Genomic DNA, 25,915 nt, shown 5'->3' with positions numbered 1-25,915 from the left:
GAACGGGTGCCGCGGCATCCGATCGCCGTAGAACCGAGCGGGGCTGGCCCGTCATAGCCAAGGAACAAGCGGTTCTCCGCCGGCCGAGGATGGTCGAGGAGAGCAAGCGAGGTGGTACCGCGGCAGAGTTCAGGCTCTCCGTCCTCGTGGAAGTGGCCAACAGCATCCGTCAGCCGTCCAGGAGACACACTTGTACCCCAAAGGTTCGAACCCCGCATCACCCAGCGAGAGCGCCGCAGGCGCCGCATTCGGCGTCACCCCGTCGCCCAGCTTCCCTGCGATCGAGGAAGACGTTCTCGAATTCTGGAAGCAGGATGGCACCTTCCAGTCGTCGATCGACAACCGCGAGGGACAGCCGGAGTGGGTCTTCTACGACGGCCCGCCGTTCGCCAACGGACTGCCGCACTACGGACACCTCCTCACCGGCTACGCCAAGGACGTGTTCCCGCGCTACCAGACCATGCGCGGCAAGCAGGTGCACCGCCGCTTCGGCTGGGACACCCACGGCCTGCCAGCCGAGCTGGAGGCTGAGCGTCAGCTCGGCATCACCGATAAGAGCCAGATCGAAGAGATGGGCCTCGCGGCCTTCAACGGTGCAGCGCGCGAGTCCGTGCTGCGCTACACCAAGGAGTGGCAGGAGTACGTCACCCGTCAGGCGCGCTGGGTCGACTTCGAGAACGACTACAAGACGCTCGATGTGACCTACATGGAGAGCGTGATCTGGGCCTTCAAGCGCCTGCACGACAAGGGCCTCGCCTACGAGGGCTACCGAGTGCTGCCGTACTGCTGGCGTGACCAGACCCCGCTCTCGAACCACGAGCTGCGTATGGACGACGACGTCTACAAGATGCGCCAGGACCAGACGGTCACCGTCACCTTCCCGCTCACCGGCCCGAAGGCGGAGTCGCTCGGCCTCACCGCCGTGCGGGCGCTCGCCTGGACGACGACGCCGTGGACCCTCCCGACGAACCTCGCGCTGGCCGTCGGCCCCGAGATCGAGTACGCCGTGGTCCCGGCCGGCCCGAACGGCACGCCGGACGCGACCGTTCTCCGCGAGGAGGCCGCCGGTCTCGCCCCGCACACCGAGGTGCTCGGCGGCGAGTACCTGCTGGCGATCGACCTCGTCGGCGGCTACGCCAAGGATCTCGGCTACGACAGTGCAGAGGAGGCCATCGCGGCCGTCTCGCGCACCGTGCGTGGTTCAGAGCTCGAAGGCGTCAGCTACGACCGCCTCTTCGACTACTACGCCGACACCGAGGAGTGGGGCACGGAGAAGGCCTGGCGCTTTGTCGTGGCCGACTACGTCACCACATCTGACGGCACCGGAATCGTGCACCAGGCTCCGGCCTACGGCGAGGAGGACCAGAAGGTCTGTGAGGCTGCCGGCATCCCCGTCATCCTCTCGCTCGACGACGGCGGCAAGTTCCTGCCCGCGGTGACGGATGTCGCCGGGCAGCTGTGGATGGACGCCAACAAGCCGCTCACCCAGCTGCTCAAGGCCGAGGGCCGCCTGATCCGTCAGGCCAGCTACGAGCACAGCTACCCGCACTGCTGGCGCTGCCGCAACCCCCTGATCTACAAGGCGGTCACGAGCTGGTTCGTGCGCGTGACCGAGTTCCGCGACCGCATGGTCGAGCTGAACCAGGAGGGCATCGAATGGGTGCCCGAGAACGTCAAGGACGGACAGTTCGGCAAGTGGGTCGGAAACGCCCGTGACTGGTCGATCAGCCGCAACCGCTACTTCGGTTCCCCGATCCCGGTGTGGAAGAGCGACAACCCCGAGTTCCCGCGCGTCGATGTCTACGGCTCGCTCGAGGAGATCCAGCGCGACTTCGGCCGTCTGCCGCTGAACGCGGCCGGAGAGCCCGATCTGCACCGCCCGTACATCGACGAGCTCACCCGGCCGAACCCCGACGACCCGAGCGGCCAGTCGACGATGCGTCGCATCTCCGACGTGCTCGACGTCTGGTTCGACTCCGGATCGATGCCGTTCGCCCAGGTGCACTACCCCTTCGAGAACGTCGAGTTCTTCGACGAGCACCACCCGGCCGACTTCATCGTGGAGTACATCGGGCAGACCCGCGGCTGGTTCTACGTCATGCACGTGCTCTCCACGGCGCTGTTCGACCGGCCCGCGTACAAGAACGTCATCAGCCACGGCATCGTGCTCGGCAGCGACGGCCAGAAGATGTCGAAGTCGCTGCGCAACTACCCTGACGTCTCCGAGGTGTTCAACCGCGACGGCTCCGACGCCATGCGCTGGTTCCTCATGTCGAGCTCTGTGCTGCGCGGCGGCAACCTCGTCGTGACGGAGGAGGGCATCCGCGAGGGTGTCCGCCAGGTGATGCTGCCGCTCTGGAGCACCTGGTACTTCTTCAGCCTGTACGCCAATGCCTCCAACGCTTCGGATGCCGGCGGCTACGACGCGAAGCTCAGCACGGCGTCCACCGACGTGCTCGACCGCTACCTGCTCGCCAAGACGCGCGCACTCATCGAAGACGTGACGACCGACCTCGACGCCCTCGACAGCACCATGGCCGCGGCCAAGCTGCGCGACTTCGCCGATGTGCTCACCAACTGGTACGTGCGTCGCTCGCGTGACCGTTTCTGGGCCGGCGTCGGTGCGGACGGCAGCAACAGCGAGGCCTTCGACACGCTGTACACCGTGCTCGAGACGTACACCAGGGTCGCCGCTCCGCTGCTGCCGCTCGTCAGCGAGCGGATCTGGCAGGGCCTCACCGGCGGCCGCAGCGTGCACCTTGAGGACTGGCCGGATGCCGCATCGTTCCCCGCCGACGACGCACTCGTCGCCGCGATGGACCAGGTGCGCGCCATTTCCGGTGCCGCCCTCTCGCTGCGCAAGCAGTCGGGTCTGCGCGTGCGCCTCCCGCTCGCGAAGCTCACGGTCGTGGCATCCGCCACCGCCGATCTCGCCGAGTTCGCCGCGATCGTGCGTGAGGAGCTCAACGTCAAGACGGTCGAGTTCGTCGAGCTCGCCGATGACAGCGCCGCCGCATACGGCATCACGAGCAAGCTGACCGTCAACGCCCGCGCGGCCGGACCGCGCCTCGGCAAGGGGGTGCAGCAGGTCATCCAGGCCGCGCGCAACGGCGACTGGAGCGAGGCCGATGGCGTCGTGACCGCCGGAGGAGTCGAGCTCGTCGCCGGCGAGTACGAACTCGTGCTCGAGACGGCATCCGGGGGAGCCGACCAGGCTCTCGCGCTGCTTCCCGGCGGCGGATTCGTGCTGCTCGACACGGCCACGAACGCGGAGCTCGAGGCCGAGGGCCTGGCCCGCGACGTCATCCGTGCCGTCCAGGATGCCCGCAAGGCCGCAGGGCTCGAGGTCAGCGACCGGATTCGGCTGAAGCTGGGCGTGTCGGAGGACGGACACGCCGCCGTGCAACAGCACGCGGAGCTGATCGCGGGGGAGACCCTCGCGACGGACGTTTCCGTCAACGGGGCCGCCGAGGGCGCAGCGCTGCTGCAGCTCGCCGGGGGCGCCGCCGTGACAATTGAGGTGGAGAAGGCATGAGCGAGAACATCTACGACGAGTTCGAGGAGGCGGCAGACGCCGTCTACCGCGCGCTCCTCGAGCGCATCGGCGAGGTGAACCCGCAGCCACGCCTCGAGCCGACCCGCCGCGCCATGGAGCTCCTCGGTGACCCGCAGCGTTCCTACCCGATGATCCACGTCACCGGAACCAACGGCAAGACCAGCACCAGCCGCATGATCGAGAGCATCCTGCGTGCCCACGGCCTGCGCACCGGCCTCCTCACGAGCCCACACCTGGTCCGCTTCAACGAGCGCATCATGATCGACGGCGAGCCCCTCGGCAACGAGGCCCTCGCCGCGAACTGGGCCGACATCGCGCCCTACATCGCCATGGTCGACACCGAGCTCGTCGCCGCTGGCGACGTGCCGCTGACCTTCTTCGAAACGCTCACCGTGCTGGCATTCGCCTGCTTCGCCGACGCCCCCGTCGATGTCGCAGTGGTCGAGGTCGGCATGGGCGGCGAGTGGGACTCGACCAATGTGGCCGACGGCCAGGTTGCCGTCTTCGCCCCGATCGCCCTGGACCACATCGGCCGCCTCGGCAACGACATCGCCGAGATCGCCAGGACGAAGTCGGGCATCATCAAGCCGTCCGCCGCCGTCGTCTCGGCCGCGCAGAGCGCCGAGGCCCTCGCCGAGCTGCAGCGTGCGGTCGATCTCACCGAGTCGACGCTCGCCGTTCAGGGCGAGCCCACCGGCTTCGAGCTGCTGAACAGCACGATGGCCGTCGGCGGGCAGCTGATCAGTGTGCGCGGCCTAGCCGGCAGCTACACCGAGCAGTTCCTGCCTCTCTACGGCAGCCACCAGGCGCAGAACGCGGCCGTCGCGATCGCAGCGGTCGAGGCGTTCCTCGGCGGCGGCTCGCAGGCGATCGCCGACGACATCCTGACCGAGGGTCTCAGCGGAGTGACGTCGCCCGGCCGGCTGCAGCTGGTCGGCATCGAGCCGACCGTGATCGTGGACGCCGCACACAACCCGCACGGGGCCGAAGCGCTCGTCGCCGCCATGAAGAGCTTCTTCGACTTCGATGAGATCGTCTTCGTCCTCGGCATCCTGGAGGACAAGGATGCGGCAGGCATCATCCGCGCGATCGTTCCGGCCGCCGAGCGCATCCACGTGACGCGATCGAGCTCCGACCGCGCCATCGGCGTCGACGAGCTCGCCGACACGGTGCTCGACATCGGCAGCGAGGACACGACGTTCCGCTTCGACGATCTCGAGACGGCCATCGAACAGGCCCGCCGCTGGGCGGCAGAGGCTCCGCGGCGCGCCGTGGTCGTCACCGGCTCGATCACCCTCGTCGGTGAGACCCTGAGCCTGGCCACCGCCGGCGATTGGATGAACCCGTGAGCGCCGCGCGCGGCAACTCCGTGAAGCGCTCGCTCGCGTCGATCGTGCTCGGCTTCGAGCTCGTCGTGATCTTCCTCGCCGCCCTCGTGATCGCATTCGGCCCCGGTGCGGTGCTTCCGCCCTGGGTGATGCTCACCGTCGGCGGCATCGTCTGCCTGCTCGCGATCGCCACGATCGGCCTCCTGAGTCACGACTGGGCCTACGTGCTCGGCTGGATCGTGCAGGGCGTCGTCGTGCTGAGCGGCTTCTTCAACCCGGCCATGTTCTTCATCGGCGCGCTGTTCGCCGGCATGTGGGCCTACAGCATGATCACCGGCGCCCGACTCGACCGTCAGAAGGCGGCGCACGCGGCGTCACAGCACTGAACCGACCACAACGACTTCATCCGCAGAAATCCCAAGGAGAGAAAACACATGAGCACCATCGAAGAGACTCTGGTCCTGATCAAGCCGGATGGCGTTGCTCGCAGCCTCAGCGGCGAGATCCTGCGCCGCATCGAAGCCAAGGGCTACTCGATCGTCGACATCCGCATGCTGCAGGCCGAGCGTTCGCTCCTCGCCGAGCACTACGCAGAGCACGAGGGCAAGCCGTTCTACGAGCCGCTCGTCGAATTCATGGAGTCCGGGCCCATCGTTGCCGTGCGTGTCGCGGGCAACCGCGTGATCGAGGGCTTCCGCTCGCTCGCCGGCACCACCGACCCCACGACGGCGGCGCCCGGAACGATTCGCGGCGACCTCGCACGCGACTGGGGCCTCAAGGTTCAGCAGAACCTGGTGCACGGTTCCGACTCGACCGAGTCGGCCGAGCGCGAGCTGAAGCTCTGGTTCAGCTAGTCACAACAGAAGGTCCCGGATGCCGTCCAACACTCAGTGTTGGGCGGCATCCGTCGTTCCCGGGGAAACGTCCCGGGCCATGAGCACCCGGCGTCCGTGCTCGAAGAGGCCGAGTTCCTCTTCGACGCGGACCAGCCCATCGTGGAACGGCGAGTCGATCGGCCCTATCACCACGAATCCGCAGGCCTCGTAGAACGGCCGATTCCACGGGATGTCCGCGTAGCTGCGAAGTGTCAGCTGCTCGTGGTTACGTGCGGACGCTACCGTGACAGCCGCCTCGACGAGCGCCCGCCCGTGCCCGCGGCGCAGATGATCAGGGTGCACGGCGAGCTGCTCAAGGTGCGCTGTGCCGGAAAGCTCGAGCACGTGGACGAATCCGACGGCTGGACCGTCCTCGCTCTCGGCGACGACCAAGAGGAACCCGCGCTCGGCCGCCCGGTCCGCCCCAGCGGGCGCCGAGTCCGCACCGAACGGCTCCGGCCCGAAGAACTCCTCGAAGAGCCCATCGGCTGCCCGTTCAATCTCCTGCAACGCCGCGAGGTCCGGCGCTGTCGCGAATCTGATGCTGCGCGCCACGGCCATGACGTCGACGCGCCTACAGGTAGTTGAGGAGGTCGAGCCGCAGCTGGGCGATGACGGCGATCACGACCAGGCAGCCGAGCGTGATCAGCGGAATCCAGCTGTACGCGGATTCCGCGAAACGGCGCATCGCCGAGCCGAGGGGGAGCCGCCCGGTGCGGAGGTTGTCGAAGGTGACCATCCAGAACAGCGGGATCACGACGCTCCACGTCACCATGCACCAGGGGCAGAGCGTCGCCAGAGCGAAGATGCTCGTGCCGATGAGCCAGATCACGAAGGCGAGCGCACCGGCGACGCCGAGGTTCAGTCCGAGCCAGAACCAGCGCGGGAAGCGGCTGCCGCCGATCAGCGCGACGCCGATCGTGATGACGACCGGCCACGCCATCAACCCGATCACGGGGTTCGGGAAGCCGAAGATCGAGCCCTGCGGGGAGTTCAGATTGGCTCCGCACTGTACGAGCAGGCTGAAATCACAGCTCGGGACGGAGCCGGGATTCTGCAACAGATGGAACTTCTCCAGCGTGAGTGCGAACGCTGCAAGCAGGCCGATTGCGCCCAGAATGACGAACACGACCCCCTGGGCCACGGAGGTACGCGTAGATGCAGTTTCGGGCATACACGGATTATCCCACGCGTGGCGCGCGCCATTTCGCGATTGCATGCGATAATTGCCTCAGTCGTTCTGGCAGTGCCCGAACAGACGTCAAGAAGGCTTAACGGGTGCCCAGCATCCACGATGATTCGGTCCGCGCACCGAGAGAAGTAGCAACCAGAGCCACGAGCCGGTTGCGTACCAAATAGATTTGCGGGGGTTCGCGAAGCGGATCTTCGCTCGAGAGAGTACCCGGAGCGGGTGGCGCGGTTGCCCGCACCGGTCAAGGAGTAACCCCAGCAATGGTGGACAAAGCAAGCAACGACACGAACACGAGCGGCGCTGCATCGGACTCGACGAAGACTCCGGCGAAGAAGCGGTCACGGATCTTCGGCGCGCGCAAGAAGCGCGGCGAGGAGACCCCGGTGACGCCGCCGATCGCCGAGCAGCCGGTCATTGCCCAGGCTCCGGCCGAGCAGCCGGCGCAGCCGCAGCAGCCAGAGCACCCCGTTGAGGAGGCTCCCGTGCTTTCCGCCGCAGCCGAAGAGGAGGCTCCAGTGGCCGATGAGGCACCCGCGCCCGCGCCGGTCATCCCGTCGCAGCTGAGCACGACATCCCTGATCTTCCACGCGCCGGACATCCTTCCGCTGCCTCCACGCCCGGCCGGTGAGCGCGGCTTCGAGCGCGAGTTCGACCGCGATGCGGATGACGCATCGACCGTGCGTCGTCGCGCGCGTCGTCGTACGGGCGAAGAGAGCCGTTCCGGCTCCGATGACCCGGCGAACACCGTCGTCAAGGTGCGCACCCCGCGCGAGCCAGAGCTCATCACCGAGCCGCAGCGGATCAAGGGCTCGACGCGTCTCGAGGCAAAGAAGCAGCGCCGTCGTGACGGCCGGGATGCCGGGCGCCGTCGCACCGTCATCACCGAGGCCGAGTTCCTCGCCCGCCGCGAGTCGGTCGACCGCAGCATGGTCGTGCGCGCCAAGAACAACAAGATCCAGATCGGCGTGCTCGAAGACAGCGTGCTGGTCGAGCACTACGTCGCCAAGAACCAGGAGGCGAGCCTCATCGGCAACGTCTACCTCGGTCGGGTGCAGAACGTCCTCCCCAGCATGGAGGCCGCATTCATCGACATCGGGCGCGGCCGCAACGCCGTGCTCTACTCCGGCGAGGTCGACTGGGAGGCCGCAGCGGCCGAGAACCCCGGAGCCAACCAGCCGCGCCGCATCGAGCTCGCACTGAAGCCGGGCGACAAGGTCCTCGTCCAGGTCACCAAGGACCCGGTCGGCCACAAGGGTGCGCGTCTGACCAGCCAGGTCTCGCTGCCCGGTCGCTACCTCGTCTACGTTCCGAACGGGTCGATGAACGGCATCAGCCGCAAGCTGCCTGACACCGAGCGTGCGCGCCTCAAGAAGATCCTCAAGGAGGTGCTCCCCGACAACGTCGGCGTCATCGTGCGCACCGCGGCCGAGGGTGCGACCGAGGAGCAGCTCACGCTCGACGTGCAGCGCCTGATCAGCCAGTGGGCCAGCATCAGCTCGCAGCTGCAGACCGTGCAGGCTCCCGCGCTGCTGCACTCCGAGCCCGACCTGCTCATCAAGATCGTGCGCGATGTCTTCAACGAGGACTTCCAGAAGATGATCATCTCCGGCGATGACGCCCAGGAGGTCATCGAGAGCTACCTGCGCGGCGTCGCCCCCGACCTGCTCGAGCGCGTCGAGCGCTACGAGGGCGAGAAGGATGCTTTCGACGAGTTCCGCATCTCCGAGCAGATCGAGAAGGCCCTCGACCGCAAGGTCTGGCTGCCGTCCGGTGGTTCGCTCGTGATCGACCGCACCGAGGCGATGACCGTCGTCGACGTCAACACCGGCAAGTTCGTCGGTTCCGGCGGAAACCTCGAGGAGACGGTCACCAAGAACAACCTCGAGGCCGCCGAGGAGATCGTGCGCCAGCTGCGACTGCGCGACATCGGCGGCATCATCGTCGTCGACTTCATCGACATGGTCCTGGAGTCGAACCGCGACCTCGTCTCGCGCCGTCTCATCGAATGCCTGAGCCGTGACCGCACGAAGCACCAGGTCGCAGAGGTCACCTCGCTTGGCCTCGTGCAGATGACCCGCAAGAAGCTCGGCCTCGGTCTGCTGGAATCCTTCAGCGAGAACTGTGAGGCCTGTGCCGGCCGCGGAATCATCGTGCACCACGATCCGGTGGTCAAGCACCGCCAGACGCCGCAGCAGGCGCCGCAGCAGGAGCGTCGCCGCTCGGCCAAGTCCGGTCAGCAGACGCAGCAGCAGCCCCAGACGCCGGCGGCCGAGAAGCCGAATGGCACCCACGGCATCACCGAGGACGCCAAGAACGCCCTCGCACAGATCGCCGCGAGCACCTTGGCCCACCCGGTCGACGCCGCCAAGGTCGACGAGCCGGCAGCCCAGGCCAACGCACAGCAGGGTGGCGGGCAGCAGAACAATGGACAGCAGCACGGCTCGCAGCAGAACGGTGCTCCGAGCGAGGGCCGCAGCCCGCGTTCACGCAACCGCAAGTCGCGTGGCGGCCGTTCCCAGCAGTCTGCGGAGCGTTCGGATGATGTCGCAGCAGCGACAACGTCGAATGCGGCCGATGTCCTGCCGGAGTCGAAGCCGGAGCCGGTGCGTGCCGAGACCAAGGCCGAGCCGATTGCCATCCTTGACATCCCCGTCGAGGTCGCTCCGCGTCAGGCGCGTGCCGTGAACACGAAGGCGGCCGAAGAGCTGCTGGGCTCGGTCCTGGAAGCGCTCCCGCAGCCGAAGCAGCCCGGTCAGGGTCGTTCGCGCAGCCGCCGTGTCTCGACGGCCGCGCTGTCAACGACGCCCGTCATGCCGATCGTCACCGGAACTGCGAGCAGTTCAGACAGCGAGTAGCAGCACCTCACAGTCTGTTCGAGAGCGCCGTGGCCCTAGAGGCCACGGCGCTCTCGTGCGCTCACCCTGAGACCGCTCGCGCGCAGACGGGTGACGAGCTCGCGTCCGCTGACCGGCAGCGCACCGGCATCCACCAACGCCTGCCAGCGCTCCAGCGGTACGTCGTAGTGATCGAGATCGAATCCGCGCCGGGGGATCTGCTGCGCCTCGGCGAACGCGTGCAGCTCGTCGAGACTCGAGTCGCTGACAAGATGGGCCCAGACGGTGTCGTGGGCCGGCCAGATGGCCTGATCGATGAGCACTGTCATGGCTCAGAGTCTACGGAGCGGACCGCGCGACACGGCCGATTTTCGACACGCTGCACGCCGTGGTGCAGTTTCACTGCTTCGCACTAGTAAACTGTTCCCTGCACGTCGCGCCAGATCACTTCCGTGAGCACGGCGCACATCGTGCCGGGCGAGCCCGTTTGACCGCGCGCATTCGATCAGCTAAACTCGATCGTTGGTGTGTGTCGGAATCATCCGCACGTTCGCCAAGGTTTTCTGATTGAGACCGGTCCGTCTGACCGCGTCAATCCAGTGACTTCCCGAGTATTAGGAATTGGGGCTAGGTAGCCCCCCAGAGTGAGGTACGTAAAGTGGTTTACGCAGTTGTGCGCGCCGGTGGCCGCCAGGAAAAGGTCGAGGTCGGCACCATCGTGACGATGGACCGGATCAAGGCCGTTAAGGGCGGCACCGTCGAGCTGGCCGCTGTGCTGCTTGTTGACGGAGACAAGATCACCTCGGACGCCAAGTCCCTCGAGAAGGTCACTGTCACCGCCGAGGTTCTTGAGGACCTCCGCGGCCCGAAGATCGTCATCCAGCACTACAAGAACAAGACCGGTTACAAGAAGCGTCAGGGGCACCGTCAGGAGCTCACGCGCGTCAAGGTCACTGGCATCAAGTAACGGCCTGAGGAGAGAAGCTAATGGCACATAAAAAGGGAGCGAGCTCCACTCGCAACGGTCGCGACTCCAACGCTCAGCGCCTCGGCGTGAAGCGCTTTGGTGGCCAGGTTGTCAGCGCAGGCGAGATCATCGTCCGTCAGCGTGGCACCCACTTCCACCCCGGCGTCAACGTCGGTCGCGGTGGCGACGACACGCTCTTCGCCCTCGAGGCCGGAGCCGTTCAGTTCGGCAACAAGGGTGGCCGCAAGGTCGTCAACATTCTGGTGGCTGCCGAATAGGCATCCACATGCAGTAATCGTCAGGGCGAGCTTCGGCTCGCCCTGACGTATTTCACCCGCACCATCGCCGGTGCGACGCATCACAAGTACAAGCACCACCAACACAAGCATCACCAAGGAGACCAGCCATGGCCACATTCGTTGACCACGTCACGCTTCACCTGCGTGCCGGTCACGGCGGCAACGGCTGTGTGTCCGTGCGCCGCGAGAAGTTCAAGCCGCTTGCCGGCCCCGATGGCGGCAACGGCGGCCACGGTGGCGACATCGTGCTCATCGCAGACCCTCAGGTCACGACGTTGCTCAACTACCACCGCGCGCCCCACCGCAGCTCCCAGAACGGCGGGCCCGGAATGGGCGACCACCGTGCCGGTGGCAACGGTGAGCTGATGGAGCTGCCCGTTCCTGTCGGCACCGTCGTGAAGGATGCCGACGGCAACGAGCTCATCGACATGAGCGAACCCGGCGTCTCCTTCACGGTCGCGCCCGGCGGCCTCGGCGGCCTCGGCAATGCATCGCTGGCGACCACCAAGCGCAAGGCCCCCGGCTTCGCACTGCTCGGAACCCCCGGCTGGGAGGGTGATGTCTACCTCGAACTCAAGACCGTCGCGGATGTCGCACTCGTCGGCTACCCCTCCGCCGGCAAGTCCAGCCTGATCGCCGCGCTCTCCGCGGCCCGGCCGAAGATCGCCGACTACCCATTCACCACGCTGCACCCGAACCTCGGCGTCGTCGAGGCCGGAGGCAACCGCTACACCATCGCCGACGTTCCCGGCCTGATCGAGGGTGCGAGCGAGGGCAAGGGCCTCGGGCTCGAGTTCCTGCGCCACGTCGAGCGCTGCACGGCGCTGCTGCACGTCATCGACTGCGCGACCATGGACCCGGGCCGTGACCCGATCACCGACCTCGACGTGATTCTCGGTGAGCTCGCCGCGTACCCCGTTCCCGAGGGCCAGAAGCCGTTGCTCGAGCGCCCACAGCTCATCGCACTCAACAAGATCGATGTGCCGGAGGCGAGGGAACTCGCCGAGTTCGTGCGCCCCGAACTCGAGGAGCGCGGCTACCGTGTCTTCGAGATCTCCTCTGCGACCCACGAAGGACTGCGCCAGCTGAGCTACGCGCTGGCCGAACTCGTCGAGCAGGGCCGCGCCGAGGCTGCGGCCAAGCCGACCAAGGAGCGCATCGTCATCCGCCCGAAGGCCGTCGACGAGGGTGGCTTCGTCGTGAAGGTCGAGGGCGGAAGCTTCGGCAACGTGTACCGCGTCATCGGCGCCAAGCCGGAGCGCTGGGTCGCCCAGACCGACTTCGCCAACGATGAGGCCGTCGGCTTCCTCGCCGACCGCCTGGCCAAGCTCGGCGTCGAAAACCAGCTGTTCAAGGCGGGCGCCGTCGCCGGCTCCACCGTCATCATCGGCCCTGGCAGCTCCATCGTCTTCGACTGGGAGCCGACGCTGACCTCGACCGCCGAGCTCATCACCGCGCCGCGCGGAACCGACGCGCGTCTGGACAGCGCCGGCCGTGCGACGCGCAACGAGCGTCGCGAAGACTACTTCGCCCGCATGGACGCCAAGGCCGCAGCGCGTGCCGAACTGCTCAACGAGCGGGCATCCGGCATCTGGCAGGAAGACGGCGGAGTCGACATGACCCGCGCAGAACGCGACGCCCTCGCGGAATCGGGCGAGGAGAGCGAGTAGCAGTGAGCGTGCGTGATCGGGCCGGCATCGCCTCGGCAAAGAGGATCGTCGTCAAGGTGGGCTCATCGTCCATCAGCGGTGACAATGCCGGCCAGATCGCGCCACTCGTCGACGCCCTCGCCGCCGCGCATGGCCGCGGCACCGAGATCGTCCTCGTCTCATCCGGCGCGATCGCGACCGGCCTGCCGTACCTGCGCCTCTCCGAGCGCCCGACCGACCTCGCGACGCAGCAGGCTGCGGCATCCGTCGGTCAGAACCTGCTGATCTTCCGCTACCAGGACAGCCTCGACCGCTACGGCATCGTTGCCGGTCAGGTGCTGCTCACCGCCGGCGACCTCGAGAACGCGACGCCGCGCAGCAATGCGCAGCGGGCGATGGAGCGGCTGCTCGACCTGCGGATCCTGCCCATCGTCAATGAGAACGACACCGTCGCGACGCACGAGATCCGCTTCGGCGACAACGACAGGCTCGCCGCGCTCGTCGCCAGCCTGATCGCCGCCGACGTGCTCATCCTGCTCAGCGACGTCGACGCCCTCTACACACGTCCGCCGCACGAGCCGGGAGCCGAGCGCATCGCGCGCGTGCCATACGGCGACGCACTGGCCGGAGTCGAGCTGAGCTCGGCCGGGCGTGCGGGCGTCGGCACCGGTGGCGCCGTCACCAAGGCCTCCGCCGCCAGGCATGCAGCCGAGTCCGGAACGGCCGTGCTCGTCACGGCGACCGGCCTCGTCAACGAGGCTCTCCTCGGCGAGGATGTCGGCACCTGGTTCGATGCGCAAAGCCGTAACACGGTGCCTGCGCACGCCTAAACTAGGGCCATGTCCCTGCTGAACACCCCCTCGACCACCGGCATCGATCTCGACGCGTTCTCCGCGAAGCTGGATGCCGCCCGCGCCGCATCGCTCGACTTGGGCGCCACGACGACCCAGAAGAAGAACGAGGCGCTCGTCGAGATCGCTGCGACGCTGCGCGCCCACGTGTCCGAGATCGTCGAGGCCAACCAGCGTGACATCGACGCCGGGCGGGCCAACGGCCTGAGCGACGCGCTCCTGGACCGCCTCGCCCTCAACCCTGCGCGGATCGAGTCGCTCGCCGTCGCCGTGCTCGAGATCGTCGGCCTCGCCGACCCGATCGGCGACAACGTGCGCGGCAGCACCTTGCCGAACGGCGTCCAGATCGCCCAGGTGCGCGTCCCATTCGGCGTCGTCGGCGCGATCTACGAGGCCAGGCCCAACGTCACCGTCGACATCGCGGCCCTCGCCCTGAAGAGCGGCAATGCCGCCGTTCTGCGCGGCGGGAGTGCCGCACAGAACTCCAACCAGGTCCTGGTCTCGCTGATTCAGCGGGCCATCGCGGCTCACGGCATCCCCGAGGCGGCAGTGCAGTCGATCGACGAGTTCGGCCGCGAGGGTGCGCGCGCACTGATGCAGGCCAGGGGACAGGTCGACGTGCTCATCCCGCGCGGCAGCGCCTCGCTCATCAACACGGTCGTCACCGAGTCGAAGGTGCCCGTGATCGAGACCGGAGCCGGCGTCGTGCACATCGTCCTGGACGACACCGCGCCCGTGCAGTGGTCCGTCGACATCGTGCACAACGCCAAGACCCAGCGCCCCAGCGTCTGCAACACGGTCGAAACCGTGCTCGTGCTCGCCGGAGCCGCCGACCGCGTGCTGCCGGCCGTCGGCGCGAAGCTCGTGGAATCCGGTGTGACGATCCACGCCGATGAGCGCGCCCGTGTGCTGCTGCCCGACGCCGTGCCCGCCACGGAGGACGACTGGGAGACCGAGTACCTGAGCCTCGACATCGCCGTGCGCGTCGTCGACACCCTCGACGAGGCGATCGAGCACATTCGCCGGTACTCCACCAAGCACACCGAGTCGATCATCACGAACGATCTCGGCAACGCCGAGTACTTCCTGAACCGCGTGGACTCGGCAACCGTCATGGTCAACGCCTCGACGCGTTTCAGCGACGGCGGCGAGTTCGGCTTCGGCGCCGAAGTCGGGATTTCGACCCAGAAACTCCACGCGCGCGGCCCGATGGGTCTGCAAGAACTCACCAGCACCAAGTGGATTGTGCGTGGCAACGGACAGCTTCGGCCGTAGCGCCCGCTAGAATCGTTGTGGCGGATGCACCTCCCGCCACCTGAATGGAGAATGTGATGTCTTTGCTGACCGCCGTGGTTGCGTCGTCCGAAACCGTGCACGCCGTTGAACTGCCGATCGAGCCGATCATGTACGGCGCCATCGCACTCGTGATCTTTGCCGCGTTCGGTTTTGTCACCTGGAGCTTCCGCGATGTCGCAAACCGCCACAAGGCCAAGGGTGACGCATACGCAGCCGCCCACGGCGGAGCGCACGCCCCGTCGGGCCACTGAACGAACTGCCTGTGACGAGTGCGTCGAAACGCCGCCCGCGCATTGGCGTGATGGGCGGCACTTTCGACCCCATTCACCACGGCCACCTGGTCGCGGCGAGCGAGGTGGCGCAGTCCTTCGACCTCGATGAGGTCATCTTCGTTCCAACCGGCCTGCCATGGCAGAAGCCCGCCGTCAGTCCGGGGGAGCACCGCTACCTCATGACGGTCATCGCCACCGCCTCCAACCCGCGCTTCACCGTCAGCCGCGTCGACATCGACCGCGACGGGCCGACGTACACGATCGACACGCTCCGCGATGTCCACGCCGAACACCCCGACGCCGAGCTGTTTTTCATCACCGGCGCCGACGCGATCGCCCAGATCCTCACGTGGAAAGACGTGCGTGAACTCTGGGACCTGGCTCACTTCGTAGCTGTGAGTCGGCCGGGGCATGACCTCAGTATTTCGGGATTGCCCGAGGGCGACGTAAGCTTGTTGGAGGTTCCGGCCCTCTCGATTTCGTCGACCGACTGCCGGGCCCGTGTGGAGCGCGGCGACCCCGTCTGGTACCTGGTGCCCGATGGCGTCGTGCAGTACATCTCCAAACACCATCTGTATCGGAGTGTGGCATGAGTGCGTTGCCCGACGAGCAACCGCTGACGAGGCGTCAAATGCGCGAGAGCGAACGCTCGCGTCAACCGGAAGCGACCTCAGTCGACCCCGCAGATCCGAGCACCTCAGATCAAAGCAACCCGGAGCAGCCAGGCGCCGAGCAGGCCCCGACCGTTGACCCGGCCGAGCAAGCCGCCGCCGAGCGCAAGCGCGCCGAGGCAGATGCGGCCGCCTGGGCTCCGAAGTCCGCACAGACCCCCGCGGCGCCGTTTGCCGGGGATGCAGAGGCCGATGTCGATGCCTCGATGCCGGAGGCTGACGACGACAACGACTTCGGCGATTTCATCGGCGTGCCGGAACGCACGCTCACCCGCCGTGAGCTCCGTGCGCTGCTCGCAGCCCAGGCAGCGGCTCGGGGCGAGCAGATCGACGAGCTGCCAGAGTCCTCGACCGACGACGCTCACACAGCTGATGCCGTCGCACCGCAGCCGCCGATCGGCCACTGGTCGCTCGATATCGATGTCGAGGACGACGCCGACGATCAGAGCTTCGACCAGGTCCTCTCTCGTGGGGTTGGCGCCGGCGGCGTGCCGACGACGACGAATGCGCTCATCCTGCCGATGATCCCGCAGCAGGGCGGCGACTCGAATCCGATCGCCGGCGGCGAGATGCTGGTGACCGGCTCGATTGACCTGCCGAGCCTCGGTGATACCGGAGCGCACCCGAATCTTCTGGATTCGCCCGATGTCGACCGGCTTCTCGATCAGGTCGACGACGCTCACCCGGCGACGAGCGCGCAGCCCGTTCGGGCGAGCCGTGCCGTGAGCACCCACACTTCCACCCGCGACACGCTCACCCCGCCCAAGCAGGGCGGACTCAACGTGCCGACGGTGCTCGCCATCACGGCGGCCGTGCTGGCACTCGGTGTCATCGGCCTCTTCATCGGCGGATACATCTTCAAGATTTTTTAGTGCCGCGCCCACCGGTCGGCACCCATGCTTCTCACAAACAGGACACATTCCAGATGACTGCAACTTCACACGCCATTGAACTTCTCCAGGTGGCCGCACGCGCCGCTGACTCCAAGGGCGGGACCGACCTGGTCGCCCTCGATGTCACGCAGCCGCTGCCGCTGACCGACATCTTCTTCCTCGTCACCGGCAACTCGGAGCGCAACGTCGTCGCCATCGCCAGCGAGGTTGAGGACGAGCTGATCCGCGCCGGCGCCAAGCCGCTCCGCCGCGAGGGCCGCTCGGAGGGCCGCTGGGCTCTGCTCGACTTCGGCGACCTCGTCGTGCACGTCTTCCACGAGGAGGAGCGCGGTTACTACCAGCTCGAGCGCCTCTGGAAGGACTGCCCCGTCGTCTCGATCGAGCTGCCGGAGCGCGACACGCGCGAGTGACGCAGCCGTTTTTACACGCGAGTTGATCGTGTAGTAATCTAATCAAGTTGCTCCGGAGGAATCGGGAACAACTGAGGGTCTGTGGCGCAGCTGGTAGCGCACCTGCATGGCATGCAGGGGGTCGGGAGTTCGAGTCTCCCCAGATCCACCACCTCACCGAAAGCCCGGCACACTGTGCCGGGCTTTCGTCGTCAGGGCCTCGAGATGATGCCGCGGCTCCGCACGGACCACGTGCGCGAAATGTAGTACAGTGGACAAGTTGCTTCGGAGGAATCGGAAGTGATTTCGGGTCTGTGGCGCAGCTGGTAGCGCACCTGCATGGCATGCAGGGGGTCGGGAGTTCGAGTCTCCCCAGATCCACCACCGCGACGAAAGCCCGGCACGATGTGCCGGGCTTTCGTCGTCCGCGGCCGACCGCCTATGATCGTTGGCAACGCAAACATCCCCGTCCACCTTCGCACCCCGTGAGAGCACATTGGCACGATCCCTGACCACCGGCGCCCCCTGGCGGGTCATTCTCGTATTCGCGGTTCCGCTGCTCATCGGCAATGTGGTGCAGCAGCTCTACCAGGTGGTCGATGCGATCGTCGTCGGCAGGCAGCTCGGCATCGATTCACTCGCCGCTGTCGGGGCAACCGGTTCGCTGTTGTTCCTCCTGCTGGGATTCGCGTGGGGCGTCACCTCGGGCTTCGCGATCCCGACGGCGCAGGCGTTCGGCTCGCGAGACCTGGATGCCGTGCGCAGCTCGGTCGCCACCGGCACGATCCTGACCGGTGCCATGAGCATCGTGCTCACGATCGGTGCCCCGCTGATCGCAGCGCCGACGCTGCGGCTGCTCCAGACGCCCGACGAGCTGCTCGCCGAGGCGACGGTGTTCGCCCAGATCAGCTTCCTCGGTGCATCCGCTGTGATGTTCTTCAATTACCTGTCTGCGATCATCCGGGCGATCGGCGACTCGCGCACGCCGCTCATCTTCCTGACGCTGTCCTGTCTGCTGAACATCGGTCTCGTCTTGCTCATGGTCGGCCCGCTCGGCTGGGGCGTCGCCGGCGCCGCACTCGCAACGGTCGTCGCGCAGGCGGTGTCCGTCGTGCTGTGCCTGGACTTCATCCGCAGGCGGATTCCGGCGCTGCACGTGCGGCGATCCGATTGGCGGGTGTCACGGGCCTCGGTCGCGCTGCACCTGCGCCTCGGAATGCCGATGGGCTTCCAGACCTCGATCATCGCGATCGGCACTCTCACGGTTCAGGTCGCACTGAACGAACTGGGCGCCGACGCCGTGGCGGCGTACACGACCGCATCGCGTGTCGACTCGATTGCGGTGGCGCTCCTCTCCTCGCTGGGCCTCGCCGCGTCGATGTTCGCCGCACAGAACCTCGGCGGACAGCGGCCGGATCGAATCCGGCGGGGTGTCGTGCAAGCGACGTGGATGTCGATCGGCGCCGCTGTGGCGATCGGCGTGCCGATCATCGTGTTCAGCGAGCAACTCGTGCGGGTGTTCGTCGGCGACGGCTCGGAGACGGTCGTCGACGCCGCGGCGTACATGCTCGTCGTCGACGGCTATACCTATGCGGCGCTCGGCGTGTTGTTCGTGCTGCGCGGCGTGCTGCAGGGGCTCGGCCGCACGGTGGCACCGACGGTGACCGGTGTCGTCGAGCTCGTCATGCGCGTGGGCGCCGCGATCGTACTCGGCTCCGCGTTCGGTTTCGTCGGCGTCGTGTGGAGCAATCCGCTCGCCTGGTTCGGCGCGATCGCGCTGCTCGTTCCCGCCTACGTCATCGAGCATCGGCGGCTCGGGAAGATGCGCGTGCGGCCGCTGGCGCCGACGCCGACAACACCGATCGCGATCGTCGGTCCCGTCGACGGTTCCATGAACGTCGACGCGGTGGTGACCGGGTCAATCCCCGTGCAGGAGTTCCGCGAGGCCGAGCGGGATCAGAGCTTCCGCAGGTCATAGACGCGCTGGAACTTGCCCTCGCTCCGCGGGAGTGTGCCCGGTTCTTCGAGGCGCACCTCGACGGTTGAGCCGATGTGGGTCTTGATCCGCTGCGCCAGCACAATCGTCGCGGCCTGGCAGACCTCGACGCTGAGATCCGGATGCCGCTCGATGCGCACCGTCATGGCATCCATCGGGCCGCTGCGGGTGAGCTCGAGGATGAAGTGCGGTGTGAGTGTCTCGATGCCGAGCACGATCTCCTCGATCTGGGTGGGGAAGAGGTTCACACCGCGGAGGATGATCATGTCGTCGTTGCGCCCGGTGATCTTCTCGATCCGGCGCATGCCCGGCCGCGCGGTGCCGGGCAGCAGCCGGGTGAGGTCGCGCGTGCGATAGCGGATGACGGGGAAGGCCTCCTTCGTCAGCGAGGTGAAGACGAGCTCGCCCATCTCGCCGTCCGGCAGGCTCGCACCGGTCTCGCCGTCGATGATCTCGGGCAGGAAGTGGTCCTCCCAGATGTGCGGCCCGTCCTTCGTCTCCAGACACTCGTTGCCGACACCCGGCCCCATCACCTCGCTGAGGCCGTAGATGTCGAGGGCGTCGATGTCGAGTCGGCGCTCCAGTTCGAGCCGCATCTCGTTCGTCCACGGTTCCGCTCCGAGCACGGCCACCTTCAGGCTGGTCGAGCGGGGGTCGATGCCGGCGGACTCCATGGCATCAGCGATCGTGAGCAGGTAGCTGGGCGTGCAGAGGATCGCATCCGGTTCGAAGTCCACGATCAGCTGGACCTGCCGAGCCGTCTGCCCGCCCGACATCGGTATGACGGTGGCGCCGAGCGCCTCGATGCCGGCGTGGGCGCCGAGGCCTCCGGTGAACAGCCCGTAGCCGTAGGCGTTGTGCACCTTCATGCCCGCGCGGATACCGGAGGCACGGAGCGACCTCGCCACCAGTGTCGCCCAGTTCTCCAGGTCGCCCGCCGTGTAGCCGACCACCGTCGGGCGCCCCGTCGTCCCCGACGACGCGTGGATGCGCGCGACCCGCTCCATCGGGACCGCGAACATGCCGAACGGATAGGTCTCACGCAGATCGGCCTTGGTCGTGAACGGCAACCGCGCGACATCCGCGAGTGAACGGATGTCGCGCGGGTGCACGCCGGCCGCATCGAACTTCGCGGTGTACAGCGGCACGTTCTCGTAGGCGTGGGCGACGGTCCACTGCAGTCGCTCGAGCTGCAGGGCCTCGATCTCGGCGCGGCTCATGCGCTCAGCGCCGTCGAGTTCGGCCGGGCTCGGGGCGCGCAGTGCGGTAGTCGTCGGTGACATCGGCTGGTTCCTCGCTAGCGGTTGGTGGTGAAGCTGCGCCCGCGGAACTCGGCGACGACGTCGCCGGTCTCGTCGGTGACGCTCACGTCGTAGAGGCCGGTGCGGCCGCTACGGGTGCGGCGCACGGCCGTCGCGGTCAGCGTCTGCCCGGCGCGCGTGGACTTGAGGAAGGTGATGTCGGCCCCTGCGGCGACGGTGACCGATTCGTCTTCGTTGCACGCGATGGCGAACGCCGTGTCGGCGAGCGTGAACACCAGCCCGCCGTGGGTGATCGCGAACCCGTTGGTCATGTCCTCCCGCACGAGCATCGACACCACGGCCACGCCGGGTTCGTCACGTTCCACGACCATGCCCAGGGCGGATGCCGCCTTGTCGCGCTGCATCATGACGCGCATCGGCTTCGCATCCGTCATCGTGACTCCTCGTTGAGTGCGCTGGGTGGTGAGCACGACTATAGCCCAAGCTGAACGATCGGTAAGTAGTTGCGCGGCCGGTTGACGCGATGCACCACGCATGGCACGCTGTACAGAACGAACGGTCAGTAGGTTCGCGACAAGGTGACGGAGCCATGGCGGAAGCATTTGTAGTCGGCGGAGTGCGCACCCCGATCAGCCGATACGGGGGAGCGCTGGCCCAGGTACGCCCGGACGATCTGGCCGCGCTGGTCATCGCCGAGCTCGTCGCCCGGACTGGAGTCAACCCGGCAGCGATCGACGACGTCATCCTCGGCGCCGCGAACCAGGCCGGCGAGGACAACCGCAACGTCGCACGCATGGCTGCTCTGCTCGCCGGCCTGCCCGTCACGGTTCCGGGCATCACCGTCAACCGGCTCTGCGCATCCGGCCTCTCCGCCGTGCACCTGGCCGCGAGCATGGTGAAGTCTGGTGAGGCGGATGTCGTCATCGCCGGCGGTGTGGAATCGATGACGCGCGCGCCGTGGGTGCTCGCGAAGCCAGAGAAGGCCTTCGCCAAGCCGGGGGAGATCGTCGACACCTCCATCGGCTGGCGCTTCACGAACCCGAAGCTCGCCGCCCGCGACAAGTACACCTTCACCATGCCGGAGACGGGTGAGGAGGTCGGGGTGCAGGAAGGCATCAGCCGAGAGGACGCCGATGCCTTCGCGTTGCGCTCGCACCAGCGGGCCGTCGCGGCGGCGGCCGCCGGTCGATTCGACGAGGAGCTGGTCGCCGTGGAGACGCCGAGCGGACGCTTCACCGCCGATGAGGGTCCGCGCTCCACCACCACGATGGAGGCACTCGCCGGCCTGCGCCCGGTGGTGCGGGGCGGAATGCTGGTCACGGCCGGCAACGCGTCGTCGCTGAACGACGGCGCAGCCGCCATCCTCGTCGCCAGCGAATCCGCGATCGCGCGCCTGGGCTTGTCGCCGAGGGCCCGCGTGATCGGTGGGGCATCCGCGGGCGTCTCGCCCGAGGTGATGGGCCTCGGCCCGGTGCCGGCGATCGAGAAGCTCATGGCGCGGACCGGCTCAGAGTTGTCGAGCTTCGACGCGATCGAGCTCAACGAGGCCTTCGCGACGCAGGCCATCGGCGTCATGCGCCGACTGGAGCTGCGCGAGGAGATCGTCAACGCCGACGGCGGCGCGATCGCCCTCGGCCACCCACTCGGCGCATCGGGCACCCGGATCCTCGTCACCCTGCTGGGCCGCATGCAGCGGGAGGGCGCAGCCAGGGGCCTCGCCAGCATGTGCGTCGGTGTCGGCCAGGGTGCGGCGCTCGCGATCGAGGCCGTCTGATGGCGGAGTACAGGAGCCTGCTGGTCGACACGGATGCCGCCGACCGCCTGCACATCCGCCTGAACCGACCGGAGTCCAAGAACGCGATCAACCAGACCATGGTCGACGAGCTGCACGCCGTCTGCTCGGATCTCGAACAGCGCCCCCGGGTGCTGATCCTCTCGGGAACGGGCGGAGTATTCGCTTCCGGCGCCGACATCGCCGAGTTGCGCGAACGCCGGAGCGACGATGCACTGGCCGGAATCAACTCCGCCCTGTTCGTGCGGATCGCCGCCCTGCCCCTCCCCGTGATCGCCGCGATCGACGGTTGGGCACTCGGCGGCGGGGCCGAGCTCGCCTACGCCGCAGACTTTCGCGTGGCGAGCACCACGGCCAGGATCGGGAACCCAGAGGTGAGCCTCGGCATCGCGGCCGCGGCCGGCGCCAGTTGGCGGCTCGCCGAGCTGGTGGGGGAGCCGCTGGCCAAGGAGATCCTGCTGGCCGGACGCATCCTGACCGCGGAGGAAGCGCTCGCGGTTCGGCTCGTGACGGACGTGCACGACGCGGACGCCCTGATCCCGGCGGCGCACGCGCTGGCCGATCGGATCATGGCCGCGGACCCGCTCGCGCTCCAGTACACCAAGGCGCTGATGCGCGCCCCACGGGACGCGCATCCGCTGGCCGACAACGAGGCCCAGGCGGTGCTGTTCGAGTCGGAGCAGAAGTTCGCCAGGATGACCGCATTCCTCGAGAGCAGAAACGCGAGGACGAAGCGATGACCGTTCCGAACGAGGTCGGCGTCGTCGGCGGCGGCCGGATGGGTGTCGGCATCGCCCACGCGTTCCTGCTCGCCGGCGCGAGCACCGTCATCCTGGAACGGGATGCCGAGGCCGCCGAGCGCGCGCTGGCCACCCTCGCATCGGCCGTGCGCCGCAGCGTCGAGCGCGGCAGCACAGGCGAGGATGCCGTGGCCCTGCTCGAGCGCTGCGCCGTCACGACCGAGGTGGAGCGGCTCGCCGGGGTCGGACTTGCCGTCGAGGCCGTTCCCGAGGACCCGGAGCTGAAGATCGCCATGCTGGGACGGGTGGAGGCCGTTCTCGCCGACGACGCCTGGCTGGCCACGAACACCTCCTCGCTGTCGATCGGACTGCTCGCCGCCCGCCTCGCCAGGCCGGAGAGATTCTGCGGACTGCACTTCTTCAACCCGGTGCCGAGCTCGACCCTGGTCGAGATCGTTCGAGGCGCCCAGACGAGCGATGCCACGACGGATGCCGCGCGCGACTGGGTGCACACGATCGGCAAGACCCCGATCGTCGTCAATGACTCGCCGGGCTTCGCCAGCTCCCGGCTCGGCGTCGTCGTCGCCCTCGAGGCGATCCGCATGCTCGAGGACGGCGTCGCATCGGCCGCCGACATCGACACCGCCATGGTGCTCGGCTACAAGTTCCCGATCGGCCCGCTGCACCTGACCGACCTCGTCGGCCTCGACGTGCGGCTCGGGATCGCCGAGTACCTGCACGGCACCCTCGGCGAGCGTTTCGCCCCACCCGCGCTGCTGCGCGAGAAGGTGGCCGCAGGGCTGCTCGGGCGGAAGAGCGGCGAGGGCTTCTTCACCTGGCCGGAGCCGACATCCGCAGATGAGCTGCAACCCACGAAGGATCACTGATGACCACGACAGACACCACAACTCGAGTGCTCTCGAGCTACCTGCAGGGAGCATGGTGGGCGCCGGAGAGCGGAGTCCCCGTGCGCGATGCCTCCACCGGGGATCTCATCGCCTACGTCGGCGCCGACGGAGTCGACCTGGCCGGGGCGATCGACTACGCACGTTCGGTCGGCCAGGCGGCCCTCGGCGAACTGACCTTCCACCAGCGCGCGCTCATCCTCAAGGCGATCGCCGGCCACCTCAACGCCCTCAAGGACGAGCTCTACGCGGTGAGCGACCAGACCGGGGCCACCCGGCGTGACTCGATGATCGACATCGACGGCGGCATCGGCGTGCTCTTCACCTACGGTTCGAAGGGGCGCCGCGAACTGCCCAACAGCACCGTCTACGTCGACGGGGCGCCAGAGAACCTGGCCCGCGACGGCTCCTTCGGCGGCCAGCACATCTACAGCAGGGTGCCAGGCGTCGCCTTCCAGGTGAACGCATTCAACTTCCCGGTCTGGGGCATGCTCGAGAAGTTCGCGCCCGCCTTCCTCGCCGGCGTCCCGAGCATCGTCAAGCCGGCGACGCCGACGGCGTTCGTCGCCGAGGCCTGCGTGCGGGCGATCATCGACTCCGGCCTGCTTCCGGAGGGCTCGCTGCAGCTGATCACCGGCTCGGTGCGTGGCTTCCTCGATGAGCTGGATGTGCGCGACAAGGTCAGCTTCACGGGCTCGGCCTCCACGGCCAGGTCCCTCTCCGGCCACCCCCACGTGCTCGAGATCGGGGTCGGCCTCAGCTGCGAGACCGACTCTCTGAACGCCGCGATCCTCGGCCCGGACGCCGCTCCCGACACGGCCGAGTTCACGGCATTCGTGGCATCCGTCGTCACCGAGATGACCGCGAAGGCCGGCCAGAAGTGCACGAGCATCCGGCGCGTGATCGTGCCGCGGGAGCGCATGGACGCCGTCGCGGCGGCGGTCGGGGCGCGGCTCGAGCAGCGCGTCGTGCTCGGTGACCCACGCGCGGAGGGTGTCACGATGGGGCCGCTGGCCAGTCTCGATCAGCTCGCCGAGGTGCAGAAGAGCATCACGGCGCTGCTCGCCGGCGGCGGGGAGATCGCCTGGGGCACCCTGGACCGTCCGGCCGTGCTGCACATCGATGGCACCGTCGCCCCCGCACCCGACGGGGCATTCATGTCGCCGGTTCTGCTGCGCTTCGACGATGCCGATGCCGACGCGGTGCACGACATCGAGGCATTCGGACCCGTGGCCGCGCTGATCGGCTACGACAGCGTCACGGATGCCGTGCGCCTGGCGAACAGGGGCGGCGGCTCGCTCGTCGCCACGATCGCCAGCGCAGATCCGGACACCGTCGCCGCCCTGTTCGGCGGCATCGCGCCCTTCCACGGCCGCGTGCTGGTGCTCGACGGCAGCGTCGCGCGCACGAGCACCGGGCACGGTTCTCCGGTTCCGCACCTCGTGCACGGCGGGCCCGGCCGTGCGGGCGGGGGCGAGGAGCTCGGCGGCATCCGCTCGGTGCTGCACTACATGCAGCGGACGGCGGTGCAGGGCTCCCCGGCGGTGCTCACCGCGCTCACCGGGCAGTGGCGTTCCGGCGCGCCCAGCGTCGCGGGCGATGAGCACCCGTTCCGGAAGCCGCTGTCGCGGCTGCGCATCGGTGACGCCGTCGCCTCGGAGGCCAGGGAGATCACGCTCGAGGACATCGGCCACTTCGCCGAATTCACGGGCGACACCTTCTATGCCCACACCGACGAGGAGGCCGCTGCGGCCAACCCGTTCTTCCCCGGGCGGGTGGCGCACGGCTACCTGCTGCTCTCCTTCGCGGCCGGACTCTTCGTCGACCCGGCACCGGGCCCCGTGCTCGCCAACTACGGCCTCGAGAATCTGCGCTTCATCACGCCGGTCTCGCCGGGCGACAGGGTGCGCGTCACGCTGACCGCCAAGCAGATCACGCCGCGGGAGACCGACGAGTACGGCGAGGTGCGCTGGGACGCGGTGCTGACGAACCAGAACGACGAGATCGTCGCGAGCTACGACGTGTTGACGCTGGTCGCGAAGGACTAGTTGCAGCGGGCCGCCCCCGAGAAACCCACGCTGGCTCGAGGGAGCAGCCGAGGAACGAGGCAGCCCCCGAAGCCAAGTTCCGTGCGGGATCCGGTCGCCC

Annotated in this window: 24 protein-coding genes and 2 tRNA genes; 21 read left to right on the top strand and 5 right to left on the bottom strand. The window is 67.8% G+C overall.

What is annotated here, in order from left to right:
* Positions 1-190 precede the first annotated feature (190 nt).
* The 4 genes from ileS to ndk are packed head-to-tail and all read left to right on the top strand — an operon-like array spanning position 191 to position 5,738.
* Positions 191-3,535 (top strand): isoleucine--tRNA ligase, encoded by a 3,345-nt coding sequence (gene ileS / locus ASC66_RS12885; RefSeq protein WP_055840101.1) that lies wholly within the window; start codon positions 191-193, stop codon positions 3,533-3,535.
* Positions 3,532-4,905 carry a bifunctional folylpolyglutamate synthase/dihydrofolate synthase gene (locus ASC66_RS12880; protein ID WP_055840099.1) on the top strand — a complete coding sequence of 458 codons (1,374 nt, stop codon included), beginning with the start codon at positions 3,532-3,534 and terminating at the stop codon, positions 4,903-4,905. Before ileS ends, ASC66_RS12880 begins: the two co-directional genes overlap by 4 nt.
* Positions 4,902-5,270: a DUF4233 domain-containing protein gene (locus ASC66_RS12875; RefSeq protein ID WP_162243511.1), complete on the top strand. Its 369-nt coding sequence runs from the start codon at positions 4,902-4,904 to the stop codon at positions 5,268-5,270. The genes ASC66_RS12880 and ASC66_RS12875 overlap by 4 nt, the downstream gene beginning before the upstream one ends.
* A gap of 48 nt (positions 5,271-5,318) precedes the next feature.
* A complete protein-coding gene (ndk, locus tag ASC66_RS12870) occupies positions 5,319-5,738 on the top strand; it encodes a nucleoside-diphosphate kinase (protein ID WP_055840094.1) in 420 nt (139 codons plus the stop codon).
* A gap of 33 nt (positions 5,739-5,771) precedes the next feature.
* Here the strand turns inward: ndk and ASC66_RS12865 are convergent, their stop codons facing one another.
* Positions 5,772-6,320, bottom strand: a complete 549-nt coding sequence (locus tag ASC66_RS12865; RefSeq protein ID WP_055840092.1) for a GNAT family N-acetyltransferase — start codon at positions 6,318-6,320, stop codon at positions 5,772-5,774.
* A 13-nt stretch (positions 6,321-6,333) separates the two neighbouring features.
* Positions 6,334-6,933 (bottom strand): vitamin K epoxide reductase family protein, encoded by a 600-nt coding sequence (locus ASC66_RS12860; RefSeq protein WP_055840090.1) that lies wholly within the window; start codon positions 6,931-6,933, stop codon positions 6,334-6,336.
* A gap of 278 nt (positions 6,934-7,211) precedes the next feature.
* Between ASC66_RS12860 and ASC66_RS12855 the strand changes: the two genes are divergently transcribed.
* On the top strand, positions 7,212-9,806 hold the full coding sequence (locus ASC66_RS12855) for an Rne/Rng family ribonuclease (RefSeq protein WP_055840088.1): 2,595 nt from the start codon (positions 7,212-7,214) through the stop codon (positions 9,804-9,806).
* A gap of 35 nt (positions 9,807-9,841) precedes the next feature.
* Here ASC66_RS12855 and ASC66_RS12850 read toward each other — a convergent pair whose 3' ends face one another.
* Complete coding sequence (locus tag ASC66_RS12850; RefSeq protein ID WP_055840086.1) at positions 9,842-10,114, bottom strand: DUF4031 domain-containing protein; 273 nt, start codon at positions 10,112-10,114, stop codon at positions 9,842-9,844.
* A gap of 329 nt (positions 10,115-10,443) precedes the next feature.
* Between ASC66_RS12850 and rplU the strand changes: the two genes are divergently transcribed.
* From rplU to ASC66_RS12790, 12 genes are all read left to right on the top strand, one after another.
* Positions 10,444-10,752 (top strand): 50S ribosomal protein L21, encoded by a 309-nt coding sequence (rplU, locus tag ASC66_RS12845; protein ID WP_047410686.1) that lies wholly within the window; start codon positions 10,444-10,446, stop codon positions 10,750-10,752.
* 20 nt (positions 10,753-10,772) lie between these two features.
* Positions 10,773-11,030, top strand: coding sequence for a 50S ribosomal protein L27 (gene rpmA / locus ASC66_RS12840; protein WP_047410683.1), 258 nt, complete (start codon positions 10,773-10,775; stop codon positions 11,028-11,030).
* 128 nt (positions 11,031-11,158) lie between these two features.
* A complete protein-coding gene (gene obgE, locus ASC66_RS12835; protein ID WP_055840082.1) occupies positions 11,159-12,721 on the top strand; it encodes a GTPase ObgE in 1,563 nt (520 codons plus the stop codon).
* A gap of 2 nt (positions 12,722-12,723) precedes the next feature.
* A complete protein-coding gene (gene proB, locus ASC66_RS12830; protein ID WP_055840080.1) occupies positions 12,724-13,530 on the top strand; it encodes a glutamate 5-kinase in 807 nt (268 codons plus the stop codon).
* 9 nt (positions 13,531-13,539) lie between these two features.
* Complete coding sequence (locus tag ASC66_RS12825) at positions 13,540-14,826, top strand: glutamate-5-semialdehyde dehydrogenase (RefSeq protein ID WP_055840079.1); 1,287 nt, start codon at positions 13,540-13,542, stop codon at positions 14,824-14,826.
* A gap of 56 nt (positions 14,827-14,882) precedes the next feature.
* Positions 14,883-15,098 (top strand): hypothetical protein, encoded by a 216-nt coding sequence (locus ASC66_RS12820; RefSeq protein WP_055840077.1) that lies wholly within the window; start codon positions 14,883-14,885, stop codon positions 15,096-15,098.
* 11 nt (positions 15,099-15,109) lie between these two features.
* Positions 15,110-15,712, top strand: coding sequence for a nicotinate-nucleotide adenylyltransferase (gene nadD / locus ASC66_RS12815; RefSeq protein ID WP_157509788.1), 603 nt, complete (start codon positions 15,110-15,112; stop codon positions 15,710-15,712).
* Between the two features lie 38 nt (positions 15,713-15,750).
* A complete protein-coding gene (locus ASC66_RS12810; RefSeq protein ID WP_055840073.1) occupies positions 15,751-16,662 on the top strand; it encodes a hypothetical protein in 912 nt (303 codons plus the stop codon).
* A gap of 53 nt (positions 16,663-16,715) precedes the next feature.
* Positions 16,716-17,093: a ribosome silencing factor gene (gene rsfS / locus ASC66_RS12805; RefSeq protein ID WP_055840071.1), complete on the top strand. Its 378-nt coding sequence runs from the start codon at positions 16,716-16,718 to the stop codon at positions 17,091-17,093.
* Positions 17,094-17,168: 75 nt separating this feature from the next.
* Positions 17,169-17,244, top strand: a tRNA-Ala gene (locus ASC66_RS12800).
* A 136-nt stretch (positions 17,245-17,380) separates the two neighbouring features.
* Positions 17,381-17,456, top strand: a tRNA-Ala gene (locus tag ASC66_RS12795).
* 112 nt (positions 17,457-17,568) lie between these two features.
* A complete protein-coding gene (locus ASC66_RS12790) occupies positions 17,569-19,050 on the top strand; it encodes an MATE family efflux transporter (protein ID WP_055840069.1) in 1,482 nt (493 codons plus the stop codon).
* Here ASC66_RS12790 and paaK read toward each other — a convergent pair.
* Both paaK and paaI read right to left on the bottom strand, forming a co-directional pair.
* Positions 19,029-20,351 (bottom strand): phenylacetate--CoA ligase PaaK, encoded by a 1,323-nt coding sequence (gene paaK, locus ASC66_RS12785; RefSeq protein WP_055840067.1) that lies wholly within the window; start codon positions 20,349-20,351, stop codon positions 19,029-19,031. The genes ASC66_RS12790 and paaK overlap by 22 nt on opposite strands.
* 14 nt (positions 20,352-20,365) lie before the next feature.
* Positions 20,366-20,764, bottom strand: a complete 399-nt coding sequence (paaI, locus tag ASC66_RS12780) for a hydroxyphenylacetyl-CoA thioesterase PaaI (protein WP_055840065.1) — start codon at positions 20,762-20,764, stop codon at positions 20,366-20,368.
* Positions 20,765-20,919: 155 nt separating this feature from the next.
* Here paaI and ASC66_RS12775 point away from each other — a divergent pair, with 155 nt between their 5' ends.
* From ASC66_RS12775 to paaZ, 4 genes are read left to right on the top strand one after another with little or no spacing between them, the layout of a single operon-like run.
* Positions 20,920-22,104, top strand: a complete 1,185-nt coding sequence (locus ASC66_RS12775; RefSeq protein WP_055840063.1) for an acetyl-CoA C-acyltransferase — start codon at positions 20,920-20,922, stop codon at positions 22,102-22,104.
* On the top strand, positions 22,104-22,862 hold the full coding sequence (locus tag ASC66_RS12770; RefSeq protein WP_055840061.1) for an enoyl-CoA hydratase/isomerase family protein: 759 nt from the start codon (positions 22,104-22,106) through the stop codon (positions 22,860-22,862). Before ASC66_RS12775 ends, ASC66_RS12770 begins: the two co-directional genes overlap by 1 nt.
* Entirely contained in the window at positions 22,859-23,749 is an 891-nt protein-coding gene (locus ASC66_RS12765; RefSeq protein ID WP_055840058.1) for a 3-hydroxyacyl-CoA dehydrogenase family protein, read from the top strand. Before ASC66_RS12770 ends, ASC66_RS12765 begins: the two co-directional genes overlap by 4 nt.
* Complete coding sequence (gene paaZ / locus ASC66_RS12760) at positions 23,749-25,815, top strand: phenylacetic acid degradation bifunctional protein PaaZ (protein WP_055840056.1); 2,067 nt, start codon at positions 23,749-23,751, stop codon at positions 25,813-25,815. The genes ASC66_RS12765 and paaZ overlap by 1 nt, the downstream gene beginning before the upstream one ends.
* Positions 25,816-25,915: the final 100 nt, after the last annotated feature.

It is taken from the genome of Leifsonia sp. Root4, assembly GCF_001425085.1.
GTDB lineage: Bacteria > Actinomycetota > Actinomycetes > Actinomycetales > Microbacteriaceae > Microterricola.
The sequence above is the reverse complement of the archived record's forward strand: the minus strand, read 5'-3'. Positions and strand labels throughout refer to the sequence as shown.